Source organism: Actinoplanes sp. NPDC024001 (assembly GCF_040638955.1).
In the GTDB taxonomy this organism is placed as follows: domain Bacteria; phylum Actinomycetota; class Actinomycetes; order Mycobacteriales; family Micromonosporaceae; genus Actinoplanes.
Genome location: NZ_JBEZZB010000316.1, coordinates 1 through 4,505, shown reverse-complemented (window position 1 = coordinate 4,505; position 4,505 = coordinate 1). Strand labels below are relative to the sequence as shown.

At 74.3% G+C, this 4,505-nt stretch carries 5 protein-coding genes and 1 pseudogene; 3 read left to right on the top strand and 3 right to left on the bottom strand.

Annotated elements, in window-relative coordinates; all coding sequences use genetic code 11:
* Together AB0F81_RS50450 and AB0F81_RS50445 are read left to right on the top strand one after the other, a co-directional pair.
* Window positions 1–707, top strand: a pseudogene (locus AB0F81_RS50450) (cytochrome P450); the annotation flags it as partial.
* Window positions 704–1,678 (top strand): NAD-dependent epimerase/dehydratase family protein, encoded by a 975-nt coding sequence (locus AB0F81_RS50445; RefSeq protein ID WP_360211481.1) that lies wholly within the window; start codon window positions 704–706, stop codon window positions 1,676–1,678. The pseudogene AB0F81_RS50450 and the gene AB0F81_RS50445, both read left to right, overlap by 4 nt.
* 44 nt (window positions 1,679–1,722) lie before the next feature.
* Here the strand turns inward: AB0F81_RS50445 and AB0F81_RS50440 are convergent, their stop codons facing one another.
* Entirely contained in the window at window positions 1,723–2,886 is a 1,164-nt protein-coding gene (locus AB0F81_RS50440; protein WP_360211479.1) for an amidohydrolase, read from the bottom strand.
* Between the two features lie 152 nt (window positions 2,887–3,038).
* On the opposite strand from AB0F81_RS50440, the gene AB0F81_RS50435 reads away from it, so the two are divergent.
* Window positions 3,039–3,611, top strand: a complete 573-nt coding sequence (locus tag AB0F81_RS50435; RefSeq protein WP_360211477.1) for a GtrA family protein — start codon at window positions 3,039–3,041, stop codon at window positions 3,609–3,611.
* On the opposite strand, the gene AB0F81_RS50430 is transcribed toward AB0F81_RS50435, so the two are convergent.
* A complete protein-coding gene (locus AB0F81_RS50430; protein ID WP_360211475.1) occupies window positions 3,496–4,053 on the bottom strand; it encodes a TetR family transcriptional regulator in 558 nt (185 codons plus the stop codon). The two genes, AB0F81_RS50435 and AB0F81_RS50430, sit on opposite strands and share 116 nt — an antisense overlap.
* Window positions 4,054–4,189: 136 nt before the next feature.
* On the bottom strand, window positions 4,190–4,505 hold a 316-nt coding region (locus AB0F81_RS50425), incomplete at its 5' end, for an LPXTG cell wall anchor domain-containing protein (protein ID WP_360211473.1).

Sequence of the window (4,505 nt, the reverse complement as noted above, 5' to 3'; positions counted from 1 at the left end):
GGAGCCAGGATCAGGCCGAGGCCGAAGCCGGCGCCCCAGAGCGCCTCGTCGGTGGTGGTGAGCGGCCAGCGCATCTCGGCCTTCCCCGCCCCGGTGCCCGCCGCGCCGCGCGGGCCGCGGTCGACAGGCTGAACCGGCTGGTGAACCCGCCTCCGTCCACTGCCGACACGGTGACCGGCGCCGAACCGGCACCGCGTGCCAGCACGGGCGAACAGGCGACGGACGGGCTGGCCGCGATGCTCGCCGTGGCCGCCATCAACACGACCGTGGCCGCGCTGCCGCGGGCGGCGGCCTGGTGCGCCGACGCCGGCCTGTGGGGTCATGCGGAGACGGACCCGGGCACGCTCACCGCCGAGCTGCTGCGGGTCACCGCCCCCACCCCGCTGCTGCCCAGGGTCGCCGCGGCCGGCGGGGAGGTTGCGGGCTGCCCGGTGCGCGGGGGCGACCGACTGATCCTGGTCACCCGGCACGCGGTGGACGCGCACCGCCGCGACCCGTCCCCGGAGGATCCGGCGCCGGCTCAGACGGCGCAGCTCGTGTTCGGCGCCGGGCCGCACGCCTGCCCCGGAGCACGGCTCGCCCGCGTGCAGATCGCCGACGCGCTGGTCGCGCTGGCCGTCCACCGTCCGGTAGTGGTCACCGCCCGCGTCGACCGGCGCAGTGCCCTGCCCGGCTGGTCCTCGCTGATCGTCAGGTCCGGCCGATGACCGATCGTCTTCCGAGCCCGGTGACCGGCGCGGACGGCCGGCCCGGCAGCCTTCACGTCGCGGTGACCCGCGCGGACGGGCGGCTCGGCAACCTCCGCATCGCGGTGACCGGAGCGAGTGGCTTCTGCGGTGGCGTGGTCGCGCGAACCGCCGCGGCGGCCGGCGCCCGGGTCGTCTGCCTGGGCCGGCGCCCGGGGCCCGTCGGGGAGTCACGGTTCTGGGACGCCACCCGTACCGTGCCCGATCTGACCGGAACCGACCTGGTGCTGCATCTCGCCGCCGCGGTGGGTGACCCACCGCCCGGTCGCGCGGCGGAGGCCGCGTTCCGCGCTGTCAACGTGGACGGCACCGCCCGCCTGCTGAAAGCGGCCGCCGGCCGGCCAGTGGTCTGGGTGAGCAGTGCGAGCGTCTACGCGCCGCCCGGTGCCGGGCCGATCCGGGAGGATCATCCGCTGGCCGGCCTGACCGCTTATGGTCGCACCAAGGCGGCCGGTGAGCGGCTGGCGCTGGAGGCGGGCGCGGTGGTGTTGCGGCCGCGAGCGGTCTACGGCCCTGGCGATCCGCACCTTCTGCCGCGCTTGCGCCGAGCGGTCCGCGGCGGCCGGGCACTGCTCCCTGGACCGGACATTCCACTCAGCCTCACCGCCGTGGAGAATCTGGCCGACGCCTGCCTGACGGCGCACGCGTGGCCGTCCGGCGCCTACAACATCGCGGACGCGCCCGCCTACCGGCGCGACGACGTCGTCGCGGCCGCCTGCGGCGTCCCGGTCCGGCATCTGCCGATCCCCCTGGTCGACGCGATCGCCGCGATCGCGACCAGCGTCGCGCGCGTCACCCGGCGTGAGCCGGCCCTTTCCCGGTACGCCGTGGAGCAGCTCACCACCGGTGTCGTCCTCGACATCTCCCGTGCTCGTGAGCAGGGCTGGACCCCGCACCGCACGTTCGCCGACTTCCTGCCCGCCCGGCCGTAGCGCCGCCCGGCAGAAGTGGCACGGGCTGCGAAACCGCCGGCCGATCAGGGCCGGCGGCGGTGCAGGTCGACATAGGCGGCCCGCCGCTGCGGGTCGCGGGCGAGATCCACGCCCACCCGCGCCAGCAGTTTCGCCGCGTGCACGAGTGCCTCATCCGCCGCCGGCGTCACCGCGGCGGCGGCGAACTCGCGGGTGTGCGGCATGGCCTCCACCCCGGTGATCCGCACCGTCGGGTGGATCGACGGCACCACCTGGCTGACGTTCCCCATGTCCGTGGAAGCAGCTCTGACCCCCTCCGCCGACCGAACCGCCACCCGGCCGAAGTCGGGCAGGTGTTCCGCGTACCGCTCGATCAGCCACGGATCGTTACGCAGGTCGAGATAGTCGGGCTCGGTACGCCGGAACTCCACGCTCGCCCCCGTGGCCAGCGCGCCCGCTTCGAAGCAGTCGTGCACCCGCCGCCGCAGCTCGGCCAGCTGCTCCGCGACCGGCGTCCGCACCTCGTACTCGAGAACACAGCTCTCCGGGATGATGTTGGTCTTCTCGCCGCCGGACCGCACGAACCCCGCGATCCGGCATCCCGGCGGCGTCTGCTGCCGCAGCAACCCGACCGCCACCTGGGCGACCACTGCGGCGTCCGCCGCGTTCACCCCGTGCCACGGCGCCGCCGCCGCATGCGCCGGCCGCCCGCGATAGGTGACCTCGAACCGGCTGCAGGCCTGTGTGCTGTCCGCCGCTCCGGCCAGATCCGCGGGCCCCGGGTGGACCATCATCGCCACGGTGACGTCGTCGAACGCCCCTCCGGCGAGCATCAGCTGTTTCCCGCCACCGCTCTCCTCGGCCGGCGTGCCCAGCAGTTTGACGCGGAATTCGTACCGGTCAGCGACCGCTGCCAGCGCGATCGCCGCACCCACCGACGACGCGCCGATGATGTTGTGACCGCAGGCGTGCCCGATGCCGGGCAGCGCGTCGTACTCGGCGCAGAGCCCGATGGTCAACTCCCCCGTCCCGTATTCCGCGGTCAGCGCGGTGGGCAGGTCGCACACCCCTTCCCGGACCTTGAAGCCGGCGTCGGCGAGGAACGCGGCGAGTTTGGCGGCGGAGGCGTGCTCGGCGAAGGCGATTTCCGGTTCGGAGTGCAGGCTGTGGCTGAGCGCGATCAGCCGGTCCCGCCAGTCGTCGACCGTGCGGTCGCAGGTGTGCCCCATGCCGCCCCACGGTTCCCCAGGTAACGGCACGGAAACTGTCCGATCACGGACACGTCGAGGTGCTCGGCATCACGGTGTCAACAGCGTTGACAGCAGGGGTCAACGGTGTTGACACTACGACGGTCAAGGTCATTGCCCGAAAGCGTTCAGTCATGGGTCTCCTCGCCAAGCACCGCCGGCTGCTCTGGTTCATGCTGGTCGGCGCGCTCAGCACGGTCGTGCAGACGATCGTGTACGTGGCGGTGCGCGAGATCGTCCCGGCCACCTGGGCCAGCTGGATGGCGCTGCTGGTAGTGACCCCCCTCAACACCGAGCTGCACCGGCGGGTCACGTTCGCCGTCAAGGTCAGCGCGGTCGGCCGGCTGCACGGGGAGGCGGGCCTCACCTCGATCGCGGTCTACCTGGCCAACCTGGCCGTCACGCCGCTGTTCGCCGGCCTGGCCGGGCCCCGCCCGCCGGCCGTGATCGAGGCGCTGATCCTGGCGCTGACCGGAAGCCTGATCGGCGGCCTCCGTTACCTGGTGCTCCGCGGCTGGGTCTTCGCGGCACACCGGCACCAGCCGGCCGCGCACCGCGACCAGCCGGACACGCCGCTCGCCCGGCGTTGTGTCACGCCGGTGCGTCGCTGTCGAGCAGCCGCTGGATCGCGTCTCCGTAGAGCCCGACGATCGCCTGCCGGTCGGCGCTGCGCAGCACCGGATCGGCGACCAGCCAGTACGCGTTGATCAGCCCGGCGAACTGGGCCGCGGCCAGCCGCGCGCGCAGTTCCGGGTGGGTGCCGCCGATCCGGTCCGCCAGCGGGCCGACGAAGACGTCGTGCATCGAGGCCCGCAGCCGCTCCTTGATCTCCGGCCGGTCGGAGGCGCTGAGCATCGCCCGGTAGACCCCGGCGACCCGGCTCTCGGACGCGCCGAGCACGAACCGGACCAGCTCCCGCCCGAGCGTCTCGATCGGCCCGGCGAGGATCCGCGGCAGCTCGGTGAAGGCCGGCACGGTCGCCAGGAACAGCCCTTCCTTGGATCCGAAGTGGCGGATCACCAGGGCCGGATCACAGCCGGCCGTCGCGGCGATGGCGCGCACGGTGGTCGCCGCATAGCCATCCCGGACGAACAATTCGGTCGCCGCGCACCGGATCGCGTCCCGCGAAGGAGGGTTCTGCTGCGCCACCGGCCCATCGTAGTTCGGCGCCCCGGACCGGCCCGCGTCACCAGGCCGGGCAGGAAGCCGCCGGGCCCGGCACGACGCCAGCAGGAAGGCGCCGGCCCGGCGGACAACCCAGCCCGGTACGGGCGGACAGCGGCTCTCAGCGTTCGCGACGGCGACGGCCCAGGACCAGGGCGACGAGTCCGGCGACCACCAGTCCGGCGCCACCGGCACCCACGGCGGCCGCGTTGGCGCCCGTCAGGGGCAGGGCGCCTCCCCCCGTACCCCCGCCGCCCGGAATCGGGTCACTCACCGCGACCGGCCGGGTGGCCGGCGGGCTCGCCGGCGAGGCCGAAGCCGAAGGCGAGGGCGAGGGTGCGGTCACGCCGGCCACGACGGCCCGCGCGACCTCCACGATCCCGGGCGGCTGCGGGAGGTGGCCCGGCTCGGCGTCGACCGGGAAGTGGAACGGGCCT

Coding starts and splice junctions, on each gene's coding strand:
- AB0F81_RS50445 (WP_360211481.1), top strand. CDS start 704: ATGACCGATCGTCTTCCGAGCCCGGTGACCGGCGCGGACGGCCGGCCC.
- AB0F81_RS50440 (WP_360211479.1), bottom strand. CDS start 2,886: ATGGGGCACACCTGCGACCGCACGGTCGACGACTGGCGGGACCGGCTG.
- AB0F81_RS50435 (WP_360211477.1), top strand. CDS start 3,039: ATGGGTCTCCTCGCCAAGCACCGCCGGCTGCTCTGGTTCATGCTGGTC.